The 19,650-nt window shown below is 43.4% G+C and carries 21 protein-coding genes; 18 read left to right on the forward strand and 3 right to left on the reverse strand.

Annotated elements, in window-relative coordinates; translation table 11 throughout:
• Window positions 1-83 precede the first annotated feature (83 nt).
• The 3 genes from BQ4305_RS03315 (at window position 84) to BQ4305_RS03325 (ending at window position 2,565) form a co-directional block, all read left to right on the forward strand.
• On the forward strand, window positions 84-698 hold the full coding sequence (locus BQ4305_RS03315; protein WP_110926459.1) for a class I SAM-dependent methyltransferase: 615 nt from the start codon (window positions 84-86) through the stop codon (window positions 696-698).
• A gap of 75 nt (window positions 699-773) precedes the next feature.
• Complete coding sequence (locus BQ4305_RS03320) at window positions 774-1,832, forward strand: C45 family autoproteolytic acyltransferase/hydrolase (protein ID WP_110926514.1); 1,059 nt, start codon at window positions 774-776, stop codon at window positions 1,830-1,832.
• Between the two features lie 175 nt (window positions 1,833-2,007).
• The gene (locus tag BQ4305_RS03325) at window positions 2,008-2,565 is read left to right on the forward strand and encodes a tyrosine-type recombinase/integrase (RefSeq protein WP_110926460.1); all 558 of its coding nucleotides are present in this window, start codon (window positions 2,008-2,010) and stop codon (window positions 2,563-2,565) included.
• A gap of 55 nt (window positions 2,566-2,620) precedes the next feature.
• Here BQ4305_RS03325 and BQ4305_RS03330 read toward each other — a convergent pair whose 3' ends face one another.
• Complete coding sequence (locus tag BQ4305_RS03330) at window positions 2,621-3,313, reverse strand: universal stress protein (protein ID WP_110926461.1); 693 nt, start codon at window positions 3,311-3,313, stop codon at window positions 2,621-2,623.
• A 342-nt stretch (window positions 3,314-3,655) separates the two neighbouring features.
• Between BQ4305_RS03330 and BQ4305_RS03335 the strand changes: the two genes are divergently transcribed.
• From BQ4305_RS03335 to BQ4305_RS03390, 12 genes are all read left to right on the forward strand, one after another.
• The gene (locus tag BQ4305_RS03335; protein WP_110926515.1) at window positions 3,656-6,037 is read left to right on the forward strand and encodes a Na+/H+ antiporter subunit A; all 2,382 of its coding nucleotides are present in this window, start codon (window positions 3,656-3,658) and stop codon (window positions 6,035-6,037) included.
• Window positions 6,034-6,459: a Na(+)/H(+) antiporter subunit B gene (locus tag BQ4305_RS03340; RefSeq protein ID WP_110926462.1), complete on the forward strand. Its 426-nt coding sequence runs from the start codon at window positions 6,034-6,036 to the stop codon at window positions 6,457-6,459. The genes BQ4305_RS03335 and BQ4305_RS03340 overlap by 4 nt, the downstream gene beginning before the upstream one ends.
• A gap of 2 nt (window positions 6,460-6,461) precedes the next feature.
• Window positions 6,462-6,800 carry a Na(+)/H(+) antiporter subunit C gene (locus tag BQ4305_RS03345; protein ID WP_110926463.1) on the forward strand — a complete coding sequence of 113 codons (339 nt, stop codon included), beginning with the start codon at window positions 6,462-6,464 and terminating at the stop codon, window positions 6,798-6,800.
• Window positions 6,793-8,268, forward strand: a complete 1,476-nt coding sequence (locus tag BQ4305_RS03350) for a Na+/H+ antiporter subunit D (RefSeq protein WP_110926464.1) — start codon at window positions 6,793-6,795, stop codon at window positions 8,266-8,268. The genes BQ4305_RS03345 and BQ4305_RS03350 overlap by 8 nt, the downstream gene beginning before the upstream one ends.
• 38 nt (window positions 8,269-8,306) lie before the next feature.
• A complete protein-coding gene (locus tag BQ4305_RS03355) occupies window positions 8,307-8,786 on the forward strand; it encodes a Na+/H+ antiporter subunit E (protein WP_110926465.1) in 480 nt (159 codons plus the stop codon).
• Complete coding sequence (locus BQ4305_RS03360; protein WP_110926466.1) at window positions 8,786-9,070, forward strand: Na(+)/H(+) antiporter subunit F1; 285 nt, start codon at window positions 8,786-8,788, stop codon at window positions 9,068-9,070. The genes BQ4305_RS03355 and BQ4305_RS03360 overlap by 1 nt, the downstream gene beginning before the upstream one ends.
• Window positions 9,048-9,443 carry a monovalent cation/H(+) antiporter subunit G gene (gene mnhG, locus BQ4305_RS03365; RefSeq protein WP_199880539.1) on the forward strand — a complete coding sequence of 132 codons (396 nt, stop codon included), beginning with the start codon at window positions 9,048-9,050 and terminating at the stop codon, window positions 9,441-9,443. Before BQ4305_RS03360 ends, mnhG begins: the two co-directional genes overlap by 23 nt.
• Before the next feature lie 165 nt (window positions 9,444-9,608).
• Window positions 9,609-10,544, forward strand: coding sequence for an AEC family transporter (locus BQ4305_RS03370; protein WP_110926467.1), 936 nt, complete (start codon window positions 9,609-9,611; stop codon window positions 10,542-10,544).
• Window positions 10,545-10,827: 283 nt separating this feature from the next.
• On the forward strand, window positions 10,828-11,790 hold the full coding sequence (locus tag BQ4305_RS03375) for a YsnF/AvaK domain-containing protein (protein WP_110926468.1): 963 nt from the start codon (window positions 10,828-10,830) through the stop codon (window positions 11,788-11,790).
• Between the two features lie 340 nt (window positions 11,791-12,130).
• On the forward strand, window positions 12,131-13,465 hold the full coding sequence (gene brnQ, locus BQ4305_RS03380; RefSeq protein ID WP_110926469.1) for a branched-chain amino acid transport system II carrier protein: 1,335 nt from the start codon (window positions 12,131-12,133) through the stop codon (window positions 13,463-13,465).
• Window positions 13,466-13,602: 137 nt separating this feature from the next.
• Entirely contained in the window at window positions 13,603-13,833 is a 231-nt protein-coding gene (locus BQ4305_RS03385) for an excisionase family DNA-binding protein (RefSeq protein WP_110926470.1), read from the forward strand.
• Between the two features lie 160 nt (window positions 13,834-13,993).
• On the forward strand, window positions 13,994-15,031 hold the full coding sequence (locus BQ4305_RS03390; RefSeq protein ID WP_234396861.1) for an AI-2E family transporter: 1,038 nt from the start codon (window positions 13,994-13,996) through the stop codon (window positions 15,029-15,031).
• Between the two features lie 68 nt (window positions 15,032-15,099).
• Here the strand turns inward: BQ4305_RS03390 and BQ4305_RS03395 are convergent, their stop codons facing one another.
• Window positions 15,100-16,380 (reverse strand): histidine--tRNA ligase, encoded by a 1,281-nt coding sequence (locus BQ4305_RS03395; protein ID WP_110926471.1) that lies wholly within the window; start codon window positions 16,378-16,380, stop codon window positions 15,100-15,102.
• Between the two features lie 429 nt (window positions 16,381-16,809).
• On the opposite strand from BQ4305_RS03395, the gene BQ4305_RS03400 reads away from it, so the two are divergent.
• From BQ4305_RS03400 to BQ4305_RS03410, 3 genes are all read left to right on the forward strand, one after another.
• Window positions 16,810-17,631 carry a basic amino acid ABC transporter substrate-binding protein gene (locus BQ4305_RS03400; protein WP_110926472.1) on the forward strand — a complete coding sequence of 274 codons (822 nt, stop codon included), beginning with the start codon at window positions 16,810-16,812 and terminating at the stop codon, window positions 17,629-17,631.
• A gap of 145 nt (window positions 17,632-17,776) precedes the next feature.
• The gene (locus tag BQ4305_RS03405; protein ID WP_110926473.1) at window positions 17,777-18,433 is read left to right on the forward strand and encodes an amino acid ABC transporter permease; all 657 of its coding nucleotides are present in this window, start codon (window positions 17,777-17,779) and stop codon (window positions 18,431-18,433) included.
• Window positions 18,430-19,152 (forward strand): amino acid ABC transporter ATP-binding protein, encoded by a 723-nt coding sequence (locus tag BQ4305_RS03410; RefSeq protein ID WP_110926474.1) that lies wholly within the window; start codon window positions 18,430-18,432, stop codon window positions 19,150-19,152. Before BQ4305_RS03405 ends, BQ4305_RS03410 begins: the two co-directional genes overlap by 4 nt.
• 52 nt (window positions 19,153-19,204) lie before the next feature.
• Here BQ4305_RS03410 and BQ4305_RS03415 read toward each other — a convergent pair whose 3' ends face one another.
• Window positions 19,205-19,576 (reverse strand): hypothetical protein, encoded by a 372-nt coding sequence (locus BQ4305_RS03415; RefSeq protein WP_110926475.1) that lies wholly within the window; start codon window positions 19,574-19,576, stop codon window positions 19,205-19,207.
• Window positions 19,577-19,650 lie beyond the last annotated feature (74 nt).

The raw sequence follows: 19,650 nt of genomic DNA on the forward strand, positions 1-19,650 counted from the left end.
CTGAAGAAGGCTTTTTTCTTTTGCAATGGAGGGCGGGGAGGTTTATGGTAACAATGAAAACATCTTTAAAATAGGAGAGAAATATGAAAAAGAAGGATTATGAAGCATTCCTGCATATTAACACTGGAGCCATTCAGAAATCGTTTTACGATTCTCTTCATTATAACCGTTATGAACCCACCCCTTATCAAGCGTTAGAAGTGCTGTTTGAGCATTGGGATGCAGAGGAGACAGACCGGTTGATTGATATTGGATGCGGAAAGGGAAGACTTGGTTTTTTTGCAGATTATTGGCTGGGAATGCCCGTTTTGGGAATTGAGATGAACCGGAGATTTGTTGAAGAAGCGATAGAGAACCGCGAAAGCTATCTTGAAAAAACAGGCCGGGCCGGTGCGGATATCCAATTTGAATGCTGTCTGGCGGAGGAGTACCACGTTCAGGATGCGGATACGGTTTTCTATTTCTTCAATCCTTTTTCCGTCCAGATTTTCATGAAAGTAGTCAGGAACATTCTGCGGTCTGCAGAGAATAAACCAAGGAACATCCGGCTCGTTTTATATTATAGTTCTGCTGACTATCTATTTTATTTGGAAAATCAGACACCGTTTGAATTGCTGCAGGAAATTGCTGTACCTGGACTGACGGAGCATGATCCGTCAGATAAGTTTTCCATTTACAGCCTGTTTTTTTCTTCTTAGAAAGCCATTCTTTATTTTTGGGAAACCTTCCCGTATCCTTAAGTGGACAAGACTATGAAAAAAGAGGGATGGAGATTGAGAGACATATACATCGATGTGATTCAGTTTCGGGGCACACATTATGATTTTGGCTTTATGGAAGGGGAGAAGCTGAAGGACTCCCTGACCGTTCGGAACCGTGAGAACCAATGGAAGGTCAGGCAGCCGCGCTTTGAGGTGCCGGAACAGGAGATCAGGCAGGCGATCACTTCTTTGGCACCCGGCATATGGGAGGAATTCCTCGGACTGCAGGATGCCTTGAAGTGGCCGATGGAGAAGATCTTAATGGAATTCGGGGGGTACCGGGTCAATTATGTCAAATCAGGCTGTTCCATTATGACAGGCGGCGATTACCTGATTCGGAATTATGACTATCATCCGAAAACCTATGATGGCCGTTATATGCTTTTTCAGCCGACAGATGGGGGATATGCGATGGTTGGGCCGAGCCAGAAGATTACCGGCCGGATGGATGGAATGAATGAAAAAGGACTTGCGATGGGATACAACTTCATGAACCGAAAAAATCCGGGAGAAGGTTTTGTCTGCAATATGATCGGCAGGCTGATTTTGGAATGCTGCGGCAATGCAGAGGATGCTGTCGATTTGCTGAAAGAAATACCGCATCGTCATTCGTTTACATACGTTGTATATGACCGCACCGGCAAGACCTATGCAGCGGAAACCTCCCCAAGAGGAGTAGAAATTCGTGAAACCAATGCCTGCACCAATCATTTTGAAATCATGACACATGAAAACAGACGGCATCTGGCGGATTCCAATCGAAGGCTTAGTGTGATCAAAGAAAAGCAGAATCTGCCCGCATATGAAGCATTCCGCCTCATGAATGATACAGGCCGGGGCGTCTTTTCTGATCTGTACAGCAGCTGGGCAGGAACGATTCATACCTCTGGTTATTTTCCGAAGGAATTGAAAGCCTGGATGGCACTTGGCGGGGACCAGAAGCCTGCAGAAGTCGATTTTGGCAGCTGGCTTTCAGGAGAGAATCTGAAGGCGGACACGATTCAAGGACAAATTGCAACGGATATTCCGTTTGTACATATAGATGAAAAAGCAGATTGGTTTTCACGCTGACTGCTAAGAGTTTGCTCCCTGCCGATTGGCAGGGAGTTTTTTTGGTTAAGAGCTGACTGTTAGCAGGAACTGATTTTCCTGTCTGAGAAAAAATTCAGAAAAAAGTGGGCGGTTTCTTTGTTATGTAACTTAAATTATGATACCATTAAATTAAGTAACATTAGGAGGAATTCTGGTGGAGTATGTTGAGCCCATTAGGGAGATTGAAAGCATTAATGATATTAAGGAAAATCTCTATAACCACTCGAAACGGGATTATCTTCTTTTCGTCCTGGGGATCAATACGGGCATCCGGGTCAGTGATTTACTTTCCTTGAAAATAGAGGATGTATGGGATGACGGAAAAATCAGGGAGTTTATGAAATGGGAAGACGGGGAAGAGAAAAAGGCTTTTTATCTCAATGGAAATGTAAAAAAAGCTTTAGAAGAATACTTGGCTTCCATTTCATTTAAGGGTTCTGATTATCTATTTAAATCCAAAAAAAATGACCTTCCGATCACAAGGCAGCAAGCCTACCGGATTATCAACCAGGCGGCAAGAGATGTAGGCATTCCGGGGAAAATCGGTACCCATACCCTTCGAAAGACTTTTGGCTACCATGCTTATCGCAAAGGAATTGCCATTTCTATCCTTATGTCCATCTATAATCACCACTCAAGGGGAGAGACGTTACGGTACATTGGGATTGAAAAAAATGACCAGCAGGCCATTAGGGTGGATGTCAATCTGTAATAGAAAGAAGCGGACAAAAAAAGCCCCCGCTTAGGAGCGGAGGCCTGTCTTCCAATTATTTATCATCATTATACGTTTCAATGGTACTGTTCATGTCAACATTGGTTAATTCTTTAACAAGGTCATCCGTTACTATGACTTGCAGCGTTTCCTTGTTGCGCATGAATTTAAAAATACCGTTATTGAAATCAGTTCCATAATCCTTAAAGAAGATTCCTTCATATTCCACGTCTTTGGTGTATTTGAAGGTCAGGCGATAATGGTCCCCTTCCGGAATCAAGTAAGCCCGAACACCCTTTTCATATTGGCCTTCTTCGCCTTTCAATGCACGCGCCACTGAAATGATATGAAGATCGATGAAGGGAATTTCCCGCAGCAGAGAGTTAATGATCGACCCTTTGGCAATCTGTTCCCAGCGGCTTTGGGCGGTTTGGCCAAGAATAATTTGGGTGATGTGCTTTTCTCTGGCTACCTCTGCTATTACTTTAGTAACCGGACGCTTTTCGTCATCTTTTATGATGAATTCCTCTGCATTATGTTCTTCTGCAAGCTGTTTCCATCTTGTGATATAAAATGATTTTTCAGCATCCATTTCATCAAATGGCTTGGGATCGATCGTTAATATATATAGAGGGCAGTCAAGCATTCCGGCGATTTTACAGCCTCTTTTAATGAGACGTTCCCCATTAGGTCCATAATATACGCAAACGAGAATGCTTTCGTCCATGCGTCCTTTTGCTTTCTTCATCTTTCTCACCTCATGATCGATGGGAATATTGATATTTTTGGTGTTGTTCACCCAAACTATGTATGACTATAGCTTATGCTACTACGTGAGTCAATGAGATTTATGAAAAATCATACGACAGCGCAGGTGAACCTTGTCCAAAATCGATGAAAATACTAAATAAAAAGGACCGTTGAATACGGAAAGAATGCCTTATGTTTTTGATCTCGACCGTGTTTTTCATCTTATTGAAAAATGTCTCTTCTCGCAAACGGATTGATCATTTACATCATTTTATTGAAACAGTAAAAAAGAGTTTTATGTTTTAACGAGTTAGGAGGGGTGGATATTTTGCTAGTAATCATGCTTTTGCTTCCGTTTGTTTTTGCCATATTGGTTCCTTTTCTGTATAAACGCTTCGTTTCATCTATACATACAGGATGGTTCGTGATGGCAGTCCCGCTTGTGATCTTTCTCTACTTTCTTAGTTTGATACCGGAAATCGCTAAAGGGAATGTGCCATCCTATACTGCCGCCTGGATTCCTTCTGTGGGAATTAATTATTCGGTTTACGCAGACGGCTTAAGTCTTATTTTTGGTCTGTTAATTACAGGAGTCGGCGCGCTTGTTGTGCTTTATTCCATCTATTATCTATCCAAGAAACGGGAAGCCCTGCACAATTTTTATGTGTATTTGCTTCTATTCATGGGGGCGATGCTAGGCGTTGTCTTTTCTGATAATATTCTTGTTTTGTATGTATTCTGGGAGATGACGAGTGTTGCTTCCTTCCTATTGATTGCTTATTGGTATCAGCGGGGGAAATCCCGCTACGGAGCCCAGAAATCATTATTGATTACAGTGATGGGCGGACTGTGCATGCTGGCTGGTTTCATCCTGCTGTCCATGATGGCTGATACCTACAGCATTCGAGAACAGTTTAAACAGATCAGTACGATTCAGGAAAGTCCGCTGTTCCTTCCTGCAATGCTATTGATTCTGACCGGAGCTTTTACAAAGTCTGCGCAGTTCCCTTTCAGTATCTGGCTGCCGGATGCCATGGAAGCGCCGACGCCGATCAGTGCTTACCTGCATTCAGCGACAATGGTCAAGGCCGGTATTTATTTAGTGGCGAGGCTGACACCCATCTTCGGAGGTACAGGTGAATGGTTCTGGCTCGTTTCTGGAATCGGAATGATTACTCTGCTGTATGGGTCATTGAATGCCGTTAAGCAAAAAGATTTAAAAGGACTGTTGGCTTTTTCAACAATCAGTCAGCTTGGCTTAATTATGAGCCTGCTGGGACTTGGTTCAGCTTCTGTGTATTTCGGAGGCGGCGAAGAATCGTCGTTTTATGCGGTAGCAGTATTTGCTGCACTCTTCCATTTAGTTAATCACTCCACGTTCAAAGGCAGTCTGTTCATGGTTGTCGGAATCATTGACCATGAAACCGGTACACGTGATATTCGGAGACTTGGCGGTCTGATGGCTCTCATGCCTCTTTCTTTCACGGTTGCCGTGATTGGCAGTTTTTCGATGGCTGGATTGCCGCCTTTTAATGGATTCTTGAGTAAGGAAATGTTTTTCACGGGCGTTCTGCATGCATCGAAACTGCAGCTGTTCGGAATGGATCATTTTGGCACGGCATTTCTCGTTGTTGCCTGGGTCGCCAGTGTCTTTACTTTTATCTATTGTATGATCTTGGTCTTCAAGACGTTTACAGGGGAGTATGAACCTTTAAAGCTGGAGAAAGAGGCCCATGAAGCGCCAATAGGGATGCTGATTGCTCCGCTTATCCTGGCTGGATTGGTTGTCTTAATTTTCTTTTTCCCGAATACGCTCGCAGACTATTTACTCCATCCTGCCCTGAATGTGATTCTCCCGGAGATTGCTGCAAATGGCGGGCTTGCATTAAAGATCAGTGCGTGGCATGGATTTACACCGGAATTATTCATGACGTTCGGGGTCGTGGCATTCGGTGTGCTGATGTACATCTATTTATGGAAATGGGTGAGACTGTATCGTCTGTATCCGCAGGCTTTAACGCTCAATCATCTGTATGATGCCGGCCTTGAAGGGATAGAAGGGTTCTCCCGCGGTTTAACTGGAGGATATATGACAGGCTACAGCCGGGATTATCTCCGCTATATTTTCCTTTTCATGATCATTCTGGTAGGCGGCGCTTTATGGCTGCTGGACGGTGTCTCGTTTGATTTCAGCAAGGATGCTCCTATCCGGTTTTATGAGGGGGGACTGGTCTTAGGCATGTTTATTGCTGCTTTGACGGTACTCTTTTCGAAGACGCGTTTGGTTTCGCTCGTAGCAGTAGGGGCAGTAGGCTATCTCTTATCTATGCTGTTTGTCGTCATGAGTGCGCCGGATTTGGCTCTGACTCAAATCGTCGTAGAAACCGTGACAGTCACCTTATTTCTGCTCTGCTTCCGCCATCTGCCGGAGCTTTGGAAGGAAAAGCTTCCTTTCAAGTGGGTGAACATGTTGATTTCCGTTGGAGTTGGGGCGCTAGTTACACTGACAGCTCTTGCTGCAAATGGCCATAAATTGTTCGATTCGATTTCGGGATATTATAAAAATTCATATGAACTGGCCGGAGCGAAAAATATAGTGAACAGCATCCTGGTTGACTTCAGGGGGCTGGACACGATGCTGGAGATTTTTGTTTTATGTATTGCCAGTCTGGGCGTATACACCTTAATTAAAATACGCATGTCAGGAGGCGGGGATGAATGAAGGAACCTAATGATTTAATCCTGCATTCCGTTACCAAAATTGCGGTTGTCATCATTCTGACCTTTTCCATTGACCTTTTTTATTCCGGTCACCATAATCCCGGGGGAGGCTTTATCGGAGGATTGAGCATCGCTTCAGCACTGACCCTGCTTTTCCTTTCTTTTGATGTAGAAACGGTGACCGAAAACATGAATGTGGACTTCAAGATTTTTACGGCAGTCGGCCTGCTGCTGGCCCTGTTGACCGGGGGAGGCTCCTTTCTTTTTGGGGAACCATTTTTAAGCCAGGCGTTCAATTACTTTGATCTTCCGGTATTTGGAGAAACGGAATTGGCGACTGCCTTGATTTTTGACCTGGGGGTGGCCATGGCCGTAATCGGTACGGCAGTCACTATTATATTAACGATAAGTGAGGATCGATAAGCATGGAAACTTTATTGTCAATCTTGGCTGGTCTGTTTTTCATGATCGGAACTTATTTAATTCTGTCCAGGCAATTACTACGAATCATTCTGGGGACCTCTATTATCAGCCATGGCGTCCATATCCTTATTCTTACGATGGGCGGGCTGAAAACAGGCGGGCCGCCGCTTTTAGGTTTTAAAAGCAGCAGTTATACAGACCCGCTTCCCCAGGCGCTGATATTAACAGCGATTGTCATTAATTTTGGGACGACCGCTTTGTTTCTTGTATTAAGCTACAGGGCGAATAAGGTGCTGGGTTCGGACGATATGAAGCAGCTGAGGGGAAATGAAGATGAATAATTTGATTATACTGCCTATAGTAATTCCGCTGTTGTGCGGAATCGTGATGCTTATTTTTCAGAAGCGGATTAAGCTGCAGCGGTTGGCCGGGATTCTGGGACTGGTTCTCGTCAGTGCAGTTTCTGTCATTTTGATCAGAACGATCCATACCGAAGGCATCCTGGTCCTCCATGCAGGAGGCTGGAAGGCTCCTTATGGAATCAGTTTTGCCGCAGATATGTTTTCCGCCTTGCTGTTACTGACGGCAAATATTGTTGCTTTATGCTGTTATATTTTTTCTTTTAAGACGATTGGAAGTGAACGGGAAAGGCATTATTACTACCCCTTGTTCTTGTTTCTCATCGCAGGTGTCAATGGTTCATTTTTGACCGGGGATATCTTTAATCTGTTTGTCTGTTTTGAAGTTATGCTGATTTCTTCGTATGTGCTGCTTGCGCTCGGAGGAACAAGGAGGCAGCTTCGCGGTTCTTTAAAATATATCTTGATCAATCTGCTTTCCTCTTTCCTCTTCCTTATAGCTGTGGCCTATTTATACTCCGCTTTGGGAACGTTGAATTTCGCCCACTTGTCTGTAAGGGTGGAAGAGGCGGGACAGGATGGATTGCTGACAGCCATATCTCTCTTGTTTCTGATTGTTTTTAGTATAAAAGCAGCCCTGCTTCTCTTCTTTTGGCTTCCGGATTCGTATGGGTCTGCACCAAGTGCGATTGCAGCTCTTTTCTCGGCGCTGCTGACAAAGGTAGGGCTTTATGCGATCTTCCGATTGTTTACTCTTATCTTTTATCATGAGCCGCAGGTTACTCATCTTATTATTGGGATCATGGCGGCCCTGACCATGCTTCTGGGGGCATTTGGCGCAGTAGCCTATGGAGATATCCGGAAAATCCTTACTTATAACGTCATTATCGGAGCCGGGTTTATCGCGGCGGGACTGGCGGCATTTAATCATGATGCCCTGCTCGGCGCCCTGTATTACCTGATCCATGACATCATCATTAAGGCCTTGCTGTTCATGATCGGCGGAGTGATTATCTTATTAACAGGCACAAGCAGGCTGAAGGAAATGGGGGGGCTAATCTCCACCCATCCTTATCTCGGCTGGTCCTTTTTTATCGGTGCCCTGTCCCTTTCCGGTATTCCGCCTTTAAGCGGTTTTCTTGGGAAAGTGTTTATTACGGAAGGAACATTCGAAGCCGGGCATTATTGGCTGGGGGCCATTGGCCTCTTGACGAGCTTAATGATCCTGTATTCGGTGATGAAGATTTTCATGAATAGCTTTTGGGGAGGGGGCTCGCTCGGCTCAGATAAAGAGGCCAAAGGCGCAGCAGTTGCCCTGCCGATTGGCATTCTGACAGCCTTGACCGTCCTCCTTGGCATTGGTGCGGAAGGGATTATGGCGTATGCTGGCCAGGCAGCAGATGAATTGCTTGATCCCGCTCAATATATTAAAGCCGTTTTAGGAAAGTGAATCTGTAGTTAGCCTTATATGAAAGGGGGTGCAGCCCTTTGCCCATCCAAGTATTAGTTCATTTAATCATTGCCTTCCTGTGGATGTTTCTGCAGGACGAATGGAGCGTTCTGTCCTTCATAAGCGGATACTTTGTCGGTATTATCGTTTTGTTCATGATCCGCCGTTTTTTTCCTACCGAATTATATTTCAGGAAGTTATTTTCGGTTATCAAGCTTATTCTTGTTTTCATTAGTGAGTTGATTACATCAAGCATCCTGGTCACTCGTGAGGTGATTCAGCCGAAAGTCAATATCACGCCTGGCATTTTCGCTTTGGAAACAGACCTGGAAGGGGAACTGGAGATTACCATGCTTGCTTTATTGCTGAGCCTTACTCCGGGATCGGTTGTGCTTGAAATTACACCGGATAACAAAGTGTTTTATATTCATGCGCTGAATATTCCGGAATCGAGTGATGCCGTGTTTAAAGCCCAGGCCCGTTTCGAGGCTGCCATTAAGGAGGTGACCCGGAAATAATGTTTTCGTTTATTTTATCAACTGCATTATTCTTTCTCACGCTTTCTATACTGGCTGCCTTATACCGGCTCATCAAGGGCCCGTCGATACCGGACAGAGTCCAGGCACTGGATTTTATAGCGATTAATTTGGTTGCAGGTGTAGCGATTTTCTCTATTATATTCAGAACGTACGCCTATTTGGAAATCATCCTTTTGATCGGAATTCTGTCGTTTGTCGGCACAATTGCGCTTGCCCGGTATCTTGAAAGGGGGATTGTCATTGAGTATAAAAGACGTAGGTGAAATTCTGGGCGCTTTGTTTGTTCTTGCCGGATCCGTGCTCACGTTTTTGAGTGCCATTGGGCTCATCAGACTTCCAGATGTATATACTCGGTCACATGCGGCTTCTAAAAGTGCCACGCTGGGTGTTTTATGCATTCTGCTGGGCACCCTGCTTTACTTTATTTTCTCTGAAGGATACTTCAGTATCCGGCTGATTCTCGGCATTTTGTTTGTCTTCCTTACTGCTCCCGTGGCAGCTCATCTTATCTGCAGAGTGTCCTACCGGACGAATGTAGAATTGACAAACAGCAGTGTACGGGATGATTTGAAAGCTGTTTTCGAGAAGGAAAAGGGAATAGTGCGGGAAAGTGAAAATACGCATGGTAAGCAGTGATCTGTAAAAACAGACAGAGAAATCTTTTTCTTTGTCTGTTTTTTAATGGCGGAAAACCTAAGTGTTTTATTGACTGAATATTCTAAATGATTTACGATTTATAAAGCTAATCTTCCATAAAAAAAGGAATTTTGCTAAAGAAGACACGGGGTGAGGGGGGATGGGATGGACTATTTTGTTCTCATAAGCACGATTTTAAGACTGGCGGTTTTATTGGGGATTGGAATGTGGCTGACAAGGAAGGTTTCTGTCACAAAGGATGTCAGAGGATTTCTGATTTTTTTGCTGATTAATCTGGCACTGCCCGCCATTATTCTTAATGGATTCTTTCAAATTGAAATTACAGATGAGTTAATGAAACAGATGATTTTTGTGTTTCTCTTTTCTATTTCTTTCAATGCTGCAGGGCTGCTTTTAGCGTGGGGTGTCTCAAGGGGAATCGGACTTGGAGCGCTTAAGGCAAGGGAGACGGCTTTTTTATCTGCCTTTGGAAATACCGGGCTTATTGGAATCCCCTTATGCGCTTCTATTTTCGGAGCAAAAGGAGCAGTGCTCGCGGCCGTATTTGATGCCGGTATGTCACTGACCCTCTGGACGCTCGGGGTGCTTTTTATCCAGGGAAGCAAAGAGATTTCGGCGAAGAATATGAAGGCAATGATTTCGGCTCCGAATGCCGCCGTCTTTATTGGATTGATTGTAACCGTTTTTAAGCTGGATATGGTTTTTTTTGTCAAGGATGTAACGGCTTCAGTATCGGCTATCGCAAGCCCGCTTGCGATGTTTTACATAGGGATGCTGACGATGACCATTATTAAAGAAAAAAGGAAAGTGCCGGCCAAATTAATTATGATGCCGCTTTCACTCAAGCTTATCGCCTTTCCTATTTTAGGAATCCTGGTGATTTCCGCCATGAACCTGCCGGCGGATATGGGGCAATTGATGATGATTGAAATGGCTATGCCTACGGTTACAAGCGCATCGGTCATTTTCGGACTCTATCAGGCGGATGAAGATTATGGGGTCATGCAGACACTGGTGACAAATTTGGCCGTATTAGTAACGGTTCCGGTCATTGTCTTACTCGGCGGGCTGCTGCTATAAAGTAATGAAAATCGATTGGTACGGAGGGCGGCGGCTCCAGCGGGAAAAGCGGCTCTGCCCTGCCCGCAGAATGCGTTATCCGAAGTGGAGTTTGACCTACACTCTTAAACAGCTGATTTCTCTATGAAATGGGCTTTTTTTATTTTCTCACGCCTTTTTAAGTAAAGGGTTTTTTATCCAATTCCAGCGGGCTTGTTTAGGGGGGACCAGAGCGGGTAAAAGTAGGGTGTAGCAACAATTAACATTGACAAAAGCAAAAATGAATCCAGAGGAGGAAGTTGAAATGGCTAAAAAAATCATCGGAGTATATGAAACACCACAAGAAACGGTAGCGGCAATTGAAGGCTTGACTTCTAAAGGATACAATTCGGATAATATTGCAGTCATTACCAATCGGAACGATACGAATTATGTAGAAAATCGAACAGGTGCAGATGTGGCACATGCCGGAACGGCGAATGAACCAGACTCTTTTTGGGATAAACTAAAGGAATTCTTTGTGATGGATGATACGGCAGCCAATCGATTCCAGGGGGTTGATGTTCCTGAGGGTGAACTGGATGCCTATATGACAGATTTAGATGAGGGAAAATATTTGCTGGCTGTTGACACAGCAGCTCAAGCGTCTGATATTGATCAAATTGGCAATGATACGACTGGAGCATCTGGCCTTTATGGAGGACGCAGCGGTCTTGATGAAAGAGGAAGCACCCCGTTAACCGGCGTATCCGGAACAGCAGGTGAGGCGGATACTTCAGTGGGTGATTATGGCGTGACGGAGACGCGGGCCGGCAATCCACTGGAAAGTGATAATGCCAACCTTGATACAGTAGAGGAAAACTCAATGAAACTTCGCGAGGAAGTTTTGGATGTGGATAAGGACCAAGTGAAGACAGGTGAAGTCCGCGTAGAGAAAGAAGTGACGACAGAGGAAAAGAATATCGATGTTCCTGTTTCCCGTGACGAGGTGTATGTCGAGCGGCGTCCGGTAAACGAAGAAGATGGAACAACTGAACCGGTGGATGGAAATGAAACCATCAAGGTGCCGATTGTTGAAGAGCAGGTGGAAGTGACAAAGAAACCTGTCGTAACTGAAGAAGTTGTGATCGGAAAACGTAAAGTTCAGGACACCGAACATATTTCCGAGACACTGAAAAAAGAAGATGCGCATGTGGATGAAGAGAATGACAAGGAACTATTTAGGGAGAGTGACAGGGAAACATCTTCCTCTATGAACCGCAGATAAAATAGTACTGTCTGTTCTTTCAAAAGGGATCGAGAAACTTTCTCGATCCTTTTTGCTGCGGGAAAAGGCATGGTGGGTTCGTTATCTAATGGAGGAGAAGTAAATGTATGAAAAATGTAAATGAAAGGGAAAATACAAGCGAATGAATGACAATAATCCCTTTTTTTACAAAAAAATTGTCTAAAAAACTGAAATTTTATATTTTTTTGCGATAATTAGGTTCAAAGCCGTACGTCTTTATGTTAAGATACGTAATCGACAGTGTTAATTCTGATATTGAATCATTGAAAAGAAAATTCAGAATTATTGGAAGTTTAAATGAATTTTGGAGGTCCTGTTTGTGTCGAAAAATGTTCCATCATCTTTTATTATTGTTGTGGGCTTTATGCTCTTTGCTTTATTTTTCGGGGCAGGAAACTTAATTTTCCCGGCCATGCTTGGTCAAGCCTCGGGATCAAATATATGGGAAGCTAACGCCGGTTTTATTGTGACGGGTGTCGGTTTGCCGCTCCTTGGTGTAATGGCCTTTGGCTTTTCTGGAAAGGGTGATTTACACTCTCTTGCCAGCCGTGTTCATCCTGCATTTGGATTAATCTTTACAGTCGTTTTATATTTGGCGATTGGTCCGTTTTTTGCATTGCCGCGTACAGGCAGTGTTTCTTATGAAATAGCGGTCAAACCATTTTTGTCAGGAGATCCCGGCTTTTTGCCTTTGTTGCTGTTTACGGTTCTTTTCTTTGCGGTGACTTGCTTTTTCTCTCTTAATCCTGCCCGTATTGTGGATGTCGTGGGCAAATGGCTGACACCTTTATTGCTGATTTTCATCGCAATTCTCATTTTTACGGTGATTTTCAAGCCAATGGGTGAGTTTGGGGAGGCAACAGGTCCATATGTTTCCCATCCGTTCTTTAAAGGGTTCCAGGAAGGATACTTAACGATGGATACACTGGCATCGTTTGTATTTGGAATTATTGTCATCAATGCCATTCGGGAAAAAGGAGTTACAGGAAAGAAGCAGCTGATGATCATTTGTACGAAAGCTGGTCTGATTGCCGCACTCCTGTTGGCTGTCATTTATACGTCGCTTACTTATATGGGGGCGCTAAGTATTGAGCCGCTTGGCTATTTAGATAATGGCGGAGCTGTTCTGGCCGGTATTTCCCATTATTACTTCGGCGGTTTTGGCGGTGTCCTGTTAGGTTTAATTGTAACGGCTGCCTGCCTGACGACGAGTATCGGCCTGGTAACTGCATGTGCCGCTTACTTTCATAAGCTATTCCCTAGATTGTCCTATAAAGCATTGGCTATTATTTTATCTGCGTTCAGTGCAGTAGTAGCAAATATAGGATTGAATCAATTAATTTCGATTTCTGTTCCAATCTTAACAGCCATTTATCCATTGGCGATTGTGCTCATCGCTTTAACATTCACTCATTCATGGTTCAAAGGCAGAGCTGCTGTATATCGCATGTCCCTTTTATTTACCTTTATCGTCAGCCTGTTTGATGGATTGAAAGCAGCGGGTTATGAATGGTCCGCTCTTTCGGATTTCTTCATGTCCATCCTGCCGCTGTATGAAGAGGGGCTTGGCTGGCTTCTGCCTGCGATCATCGGTGCTCTGTTAGGGTATATCATCAGTCTGCTGGTGAATCCGAAGCTTGAAACAACAGAATGATCAAATTTTTGAGAGCCCTTTTAGTCCATAATGGTCTAAAGGGCTCTCTTCATAAAAAAATGCTGATTCCGTCAGAAAGCCAAACAGATGAAATGCAAACGAGAATTTAGTATAGTAATGATTAGAGGTGATGGTGTATGTACATGACTATAAAAGAAACAGCAGAATATCTATCATTGCCGGAATCCTATATTGAAAGCCTCGTGCTTCAGAATAAGATTCGTACAGTGGACGATGGGGAACAATGCTTGATTTATAAAGAACAATTTAATGCCCATCTTGAACAAATGGAGAAATACCGAAAGCAGCTTGCGGAGTATTATAACGAACCCATACCGGAAGATATCGACATAAAAGATGAAGATTAATGTCTGCCTGGATAAGGCAGATTCTTTTTTTGCCGATGCTTTGGTATAAAAAGGTTAAGGAAATGAACAAAAAAATAGTAATGGTAGTACATTGAACATATTATGTGTAAAATAAAAGATAGAGTCTTGAAAAGCAAATTGTTAGTTAGGGGATAGTGAATTGTTTAAAGAATACATTCAAAGTGAAGGATTTTCAAAGCTGATAACTTTGATTGTGCTGATTGTTCTGCTGATCAGCATAGGCGATATGATTCATCTATTGTTATTCACCTTCATTTTTACCTTTTTGATGGGCAGGCTCGAACAGTTTGTAACCGAACAGCTTCGGAAGTTCATCCCGGTAAGCTCGAAGCTTGTAACCATCATCTTGTATATCATTCTGTTTTCAAGTCTGGCGATTGTTCTTTATAAGTATTTGCCGGTGATTACCGCACAAATGACGGCTCTTATATCCCAGATTGTCGTATTCTTTCAGCATCCCCCAGACAACCGGGTGATCCAGTACATCTCAGGTTATCTGAATGATATGGAGACACCGCTTGATTTCCAAAAGCAAGTCAACATGCTTTATCTGTATATTGCAGATATTGGACATCTTACTTTGCAAATCTTCCTTTCCATCTTATTGAGCCTATTTTTCTTATTGGAAAAAGATAAGATCTTTCGGTTCGCAGGAAGATTCACAAAAGGAAAATTCAGCAGCTTCTTTATCAATCTTGGGCATTTTGGACAGAAGTTTATCAACACCTTTGGTAAAGTCATCGAAGTACAGTTCTTGATTGCTACAACCAATGCGATTCTGTCAGTTGCTTTACTATGGATTTTAGGTTTCCCGCAGCTGATCGGACTGGGAATTATGATTTTCTTCCTTGGTTTAATCCCTGTCGCCGGCGTCATTATCTCGCTGGTTCCGCTCAGTATGATTGCCTACAGTATTGGCGGGCTTTCTAAAGTCATCGCTGTACTGATCATGGTCGTTGTGATCCATGCTCTGGAAAGCTATATCCTTAACCCGAAATTCATGTCAGCGAAGACGAACCTTCCGACATTTTTCACCTTTATGATTCTCCTGTTTTCCGAGCATTTCCTTGGTATATGGGGGCTGATTATCGGGATTCCTATTTTCATTTTCCTTTTGGATATGCTGGAGGTGGACGAACCGATGCCAGGTATCCAGAAAAAGAAGACCATTACCTGATTGGCCTTCTTCCTATCAGCCAGAAACCAAACTGCAGCGTGAAGTTTGGTTTCTGGCTTTTTTATATGTTACAGACTGGTAAAAGAGAAGCTTACGTTTCTTTCTTCGCCGGTCATCATATCTTTCACCTTGAAATAGCTGTTCTTCACTTCTTCTTCGCCTATGATGACTACATTTCGCACGTTTGCTTTGTTTGCATAATCCAGGGATTTCGCAAGCTTTTTAGGTCTCATTTCCATTTCAACTTTAAATCCTTTATCTCGCAGATCAGCGGCTGCTGCAAATGCTTCTTTCCGTGTCCCAATCGGAATTATATAATAATCTATATAAGATGCGGCTGAAGAGAGCTCCTTCTTTTGTTGGACGGCATTGAAAATAACATCAAGCCCAAAGGAGATTCCGACAGTAGAAAAGGTTTGAGAAGTTCCCAAGAGACCGCCAATGGCCTGATCATATCTGCCGCCGCTGCCAATGCTTGAAGTGATGGTTCGATCGGCCAGAAAGATTTCATAAATGGTACCCGTATAGATGTCCAGCCCTCTGGCCAGATAGGGATTAAACACACACTGTTCCTTTATGCCCAAGACAGATAAATAGGTTTCAAGTTCTTTCATCTCCTCTAATCCCTGTTTGATTTGATCATTTTGCTCGGCAAAGGGCAGAAAGTAATTAAAGCTCCCGGCGTTTAAAAAGTGAGTGATCGATTCTGCAGCCGAATCTGTCAGGCCCAGTTCTTCCAATTCTTTCGTTACCCCTTGTCTGCCGGCCTTTTCAAGTTTATCTAAGATGAGAATAACAGGATTGCGTTTCTCCATCGGAATTTCAAAGTCTTCTAAAAGTCCCGTTAATAATTTGCGGTTATTCAGCTGAATCTTCACGTCAAGGTCTAACCTCTGAAAAACATCTGCAGCCATTTTCATTAATTCGGCTTCTGCAAGAACCGAATCGACGCCTGCAATGTCTACATCACACTGAGTAAATTCACGGAGCCGTCCGGTCTTAATGGGACCGTCTCTAAACACTTTGCCAATTTCGTATCTCTTAAAGGGCAGTCTGATTGCGGGATTCATGGCCACGACTTTGGCAAAAGGAATTGTGAGATCATAACGAAGAGATAAATCTCTATTTCCCCTGTCAGTCAGTGTGTACATTTCTTTTAAAATTTCTGAACCTCCCCCATATTTAGAAGCAAGCAGCTCTGTATAATGCAAAATTGGCGTCTCTAATGGCTTGCATCCGTATAGACTGAAGACCTCCTCTAAGGTTCTCCGAATGTCTCTTCTGACCAATTCTGCCTCCGGTAAATAATCCTGTGTGCCTTTAACATTTTGATCTTTCATTTTTTTCATTCGGTTTGCCTCCAAGGTTTTGTAAAATAAAAAACCGCTCAGAGTAAGTTGTTTCAACTTAATCCATGCGGTTTAATGGGAAATAGCCTTCCTAATACGATTTTTTTAATCGAATAGCAAGGCTATCATGTATGATGATGTTGGAAAAGAGAAGAGAGCGGTATGTATGTCAGCATGTTATCACCTCATATATTTCCAATTACTGTAACATCCTTTTGGATTCGTTACAACCCTGTTTTAAAAGACAGCTGCCATTTAGTCAGATTGGTATGTTCTGTGTGGGAATTTCTTCGCAGAATAACGAAGATAAACAAAACTTCCTAGACTTTATTGCCTAATATAACAAAAAAAAGTATAATATTTTTAAAATACTGAATATTCCTTATTTGGATTTGTGAAAATGAATACATAGTGAAAAGGGGAGAATTTATGAAAAAAAGATCTTGGTTTGCGGCAATGCTGGTTTCTGTCTGTATGCTGATTTTGGCCGCATGCGGCGGGGAAGAGGCATCCACCACGAATGAGGGCGAAGACTCAGGAGAGAAAAAGGAACTTCGTGTGGTCACGGATGCAGCCTATGCACCTTTTGAATACATGAAAGGTGACAAGGTCGTCGGGTTTGATGTGGACTTTATTAATGCCGTTGCAAAAGAAGCAGGGTACGATGTGAAGATTGAACATGTAGGCTGGGATCCAATCTTTGTTGAAATTGAATCAAAGAGAGCGGATTTGGCGATTTCGGCGATTACGGTTAATGATGAAAGAAAGGAGTCCTATGATTTCTCAAGAAACTATTTTCTGTCAACCAACAAAATCCTTGTTCCAGAATCCAGTGATATTCAGTCAGGGGAGGATTTAAAAGGGAAAACCGTAGCTGTTCAAACATCTACAACGGGTCAGGAAGCGACCGAGGCACTGCTTGGAAAAAATCATAAAGATATTAAAAAGTTCGAGAATAATAACTTGGCCATCCAAGAGCTTCTTCAGGGAGGAGCAGATGCAGTCGTGGCTGATAATACAGTCGTGGAAGAGTATGTGAAGAATAACCCGGATCAAAAGCTTAAGGTAGTAGAGGACAGTGACAGTTTTGAGCAAGAGTTCTATGGGTTAATGTTCCCGAAAGGAAGCAAGCTGAAAACTGAATTTGACGAAGCAATCAACACGGTCTTCGATAATGGAAAATATGAAGAAATCTACAAAGAGTGGTTCGGCTCAGAGCCTGACTTAGAAACGCTGAAGGCACAGCAGTAGATCTGCCAGTCTGACTTATTTGCGTAACTTTATGTAAATAAAGTTACGCCATTTTTTTTCAGGCAGGGAAACCGTTGGCATAAAACCTGTCAGCCTTCTAGTTGCAAGAATCCGCTCTGCTTTCATTCTGACAAGGAGGAAGACTATGAATTTTCGGTGGGATATTATTATAGAATACATGCCTTACTTGCTGAAAGGAACGCTGCTTACCGTTGGCTTTTCCATCGGATCCATCCTGCTTGGGACCATTTTGGGTCTGTTGATTGGCCTCGGACGGACGATGAGAAATAAGGTGCTTGCCTTTCCTTTTTTAGTATATGTAACGGTTTTTAGAGGAACGCCATTATTAGTTCAAATCTTTTTGATTCATTTTGGAGCAGTGCCGCTCTTCTTAGGAGAGACCAACGCCATTACGGCAGGGGTCATTGCCTTATCATTAAACGCAGCTGCCTATATTGCGGAGATTTTTCGTGCCGGGATCCAATCAATCGACCGCGGTCAAATGGAAGGGGCCCGCTCACTCGGCCTTACCCATGGCCAGTCGATGCGCTATGTTATTTTGCCGCAGGCTTTCAAACGGATGATTCCGCCGCTAGGAAATGAATTCATCGTATTGCTGAAGGATTCTTCACTTCTTTCTGTCATTGCGGCACCTGAGCTTATGTATTGGGGAAGGGCAATGGGAGGCCAATACTTTAAAGTATGGGAGCCTTACCTGGCCAGTGCATTCATCTACTTGATATTGACGCTTGTCCTCAGTTATCTGCTAAATCTTCTCGAAAGAAGGATGAAAACAGAATGATCAAAGTCGAAAATCTAAAAAAGTCATTTGGATCAAATGAAGTTTTGAAAGATATTAATGTGACAGTGGATCCAAAAGAAGTGGTCGTCGTGATCGGCCCTTCCGGATCTGGAAAATCAACCTTCCTCCGGTGCATTAATCAGCTGGAAACGGTCACTTCAGGAACCATTCTAATTGAAGGGCTGGATACGACGGATAAAAAGGTGAATATCAATCAGGTTCGGACAGAGGTAGGGATGGTCTTTCAGCACTTCAATCTGTTTCCGCATAAAACGGTTCTGGAGAATATCATGCTTGCTCCCCTTAAAGTACGAAAAGCGGCGAAGCAGCAGGCGGCAGAGAAGGGAAGAGAGTTACTGAGAAAGGTCGGGCTTTCTGAGAAAGAGAATGCCTACCCTGATTCCCTGTCAGGAGGCCAGAAACAAAGGGTGGCTATTGCCCGGGCGCTGGCGATGGAACCTAAAATCATGCTTTTTGATGAACCGACGTCGGCACTCGATCCTGAAATGGTTGGGGAAGTGCTGGAGGTCATGAAGCAGCTTGCCAAGGAAGGGATGACGATGGTTGTTGTAACCCATGAAATGGGATTTGCAAAAGAGGTAGGGGACCGGGTCATCTTTATGGATGAAGGCTACATTATCGAACAGAACAGACCTTCCGAGCTGTTTGCGAACCCGCAGCAGGACAGAACAAAAGCTTTTCTAAGCAAGGTATTATAAAGTGCTCAATGAAAAAACCCTTCCTGGGCGGGAAGGGTTTTTTGATAAGGAGTTATTTGATATAAGATGTTCCAAGTAGTGATTCAGGGGTATTTCCAAGCACTAGCATACAGATTTTTGCGTAACCTATATTTTCACATTCTGTAAAAAGCTGCTGCAGAACGGTAATATCAGGATCACATTTCAGCTGTTCAACTTCACGTACATACAGGCTGAGAATGGAAGGCATCACAAATTCAGGGGTATGTGGATTTGCCGCATCTCCCATAATCAAAGATCCCATGTACTGGTATTTAAATTGAAAAGCTCTGGTTAGACCAACGACATGAAGGAGCTTCTTAAATAATTCGGGGTAGGAGTCTTTAAGGGAAACAACTCTTTCTTCTGTCTCCTTCAGCTCATTCATACTGGATAATGCAATCATGCTGTCTGCCCCTTTCGCAGAATATGTAGTGCTTACGATGCTTTCAGTGTACGCTCATTGGAAAAGAATGTACA

The organism is Bacillus massiliglaciei (assembly GCF_900098925.1).
Taxonomy (GTDB): domain Bacteria; phylum Bacillota; class Bacilli; order Bacillales; family DSM-1321; genus Peribacillus; species Peribacillus massiliglaciei.